Annotated in this window: 1 protein-coding gene and 1 pseudogene; both read right to left on the reverse strand. The window is 51.3% G+C overall.

What is annotated here, in order from left to right; genetic code table 11:
* Positions 1 to 212: pseudogene (locus D0T87_RS21065) on the reverse strand (hypothetical protein); the annotation flags it as partial.
* 133 nt (positions 213 to 345) lie between these two features.
* Positions 346 to 924 carry a hypothetical protein gene (locus D0T87_RS21070; RefSeq protein WP_163177808.1) on the reverse strand — a complete coding sequence of 193 codons (579 nt, stop codon included), beginning with the start codon at positions 922 to 924 and terminating at the stop codon, positions 346 to 348.
* Between the last annotated feature and the right edge of the window lie 815 nt (positions 925 to 1,739).

A 1,739-nucleotide genomic window follows, 5' to 3' on the forward strand; every position in this document is an offset into this window, starting at 1 on the left:
GAACAAAGCTCACTGTCGAAGACATACAATACTACTTCTGCCACGTCCTTGCGCGACAAGGGCTCTCCCGCGTGGTCGTATGGCCTGACCGTGAGGGTGTGCGTGGTACCGCAATCGTCCAGGTCGTCTTTCAGGCAACCACTCAACGATATGGTCAGCACAAGCAAACTCATCAGAGCCGGAATTACATTTTTTATTCTCTTTACCGTCATAATTATTTGGTTTTAAAATCGTAGTGATATGCGTCCCACCCAAGGGGCGCATACCTCCGGCAAGGTGCCGGCGCCGGGTTGCGGCAAGGTGCCCGTTTAACTGAACACCTTACTCCTACGGCATATGGGGTGATTAAAACTCTTTGTTCAACACCACAGGGGTCCATTCAGGCGTAGTAACGGAAACTTCTACCGTACCGTTTACCACTGGGTCAGTTGGGTCGGTAGTTCCACCACCACCTTTGGTAGCGTCGCCTGTTAACCTGATATTGATGTTGTAGCTCTTGCCACGGGTAATAGAAGAAACCGAACCACTGCCTGATTTCCATTGCTCGTAAGAAGCCAGGTGAACAGGCCAGTAGAGGTTCTTGCCATCCTTATCTTCACCAGTAAGGGTAACGATCGTAGGCGAAGCGTTAGCTGTGGTTGCATCGTTCTCAAACACATAGTAATAATAGGTGGTTGACGGAGCAGCCAGGTTCAGGGCATCCAGAAAACGTGCGGCAGCCACGGTGTAGGTACCGGCCGTAGGCCAGAAAGACCAGGTTTCACCGCTGGGCTTGTCATAGCCGGTGTAGAACTTCTTACCACCGGTGTAAGCCGAAGGAATTAAAGAAGAACCGCTGGCGGGGAACAACAGGGATTCGCCACGGGCGTTCAATACGGCAATACTGTTCAATGTAAGCGAACCGGGTTCACCGTACTTGGTCATCGCGTTNTAGGCCAGAAAGACCAGGTTTCACCGCTGGGTTTGTCATAGCCGGTGTAGAACTTCTTACCGCCGGTGTAAGCCGAAGGAATTAAAGAAGAACCGCTGGCGGGGAACAACAGGGATTCGCCACGAGCGTTCAATACGGCAATACTGTTCAATGTAAGCGAACCGGGTTCACCGTACTTGGTCATTGCATTGTCTACTGTAACGGTAATACGTGCAGCAATAAATGTCAGGGTTACCGTAGCATTGGCTTTGTACTCGCCGTCACCGCTATTGGTAAAGCTCAGGGCACTGGCGGTAGCACCGGTAGCCCAACGGTTTGTGGCCGAAGACTGGGCACCTGTTCCGTTCAGGTCGGCTTTGTAAGCTTTCAGGGCAGCCAGTGTAGTGATGGAACTCAGGTCGCCTCCGTTGGCTACAATGTACACATGTTGGGCATTGGTGGTTACACCCAGGGCCTTATCGCCGGTCAGCGCTGTTCCATCGCTATTGTATTTGGTCCATGCTGTGTTGATGTCGCCGGTACTCTTATCGGTAATGAATACCGTATAGTTGCCTACCGCATCGGTGGGTACGGTGCCGGAGGCACGCGAGAGGGTGGGCGCATCCAGCTGGATGCTTAACATTGCTTTTTCACCTTCTACGGGGAAGGATGCGTCATTGTCATTGCTACAACTTGAAGTGCCAAAGGTCAGGGCGATGGTCGCCATTAGCATTGTGAATAGATTTTTCTTTTTCATGTTCATTAAAAAATTAATTTGAATAAATAACAGCCTCACCCCGACCCTCTCCAAAGGAGAGGGAGGACGGGA

The organism is Bacteroides sp. 51, assembly GCF_010500965.1.
Lineage (GTDB): Bacteria > Bacteroidota > Bacteroidia > Bacteroidales > Bacteroidaceae > Bacteroides.

Excerpts from the sequence above, each read along its gene's own strand:
- D0T87_RS21070 (WP_163177808.1), bottom strand. The coding sequence starts at position 924 with ATGACCAAGTACGGTGAACCCGGTTCGCTTACATTGAACAGTATTGCC.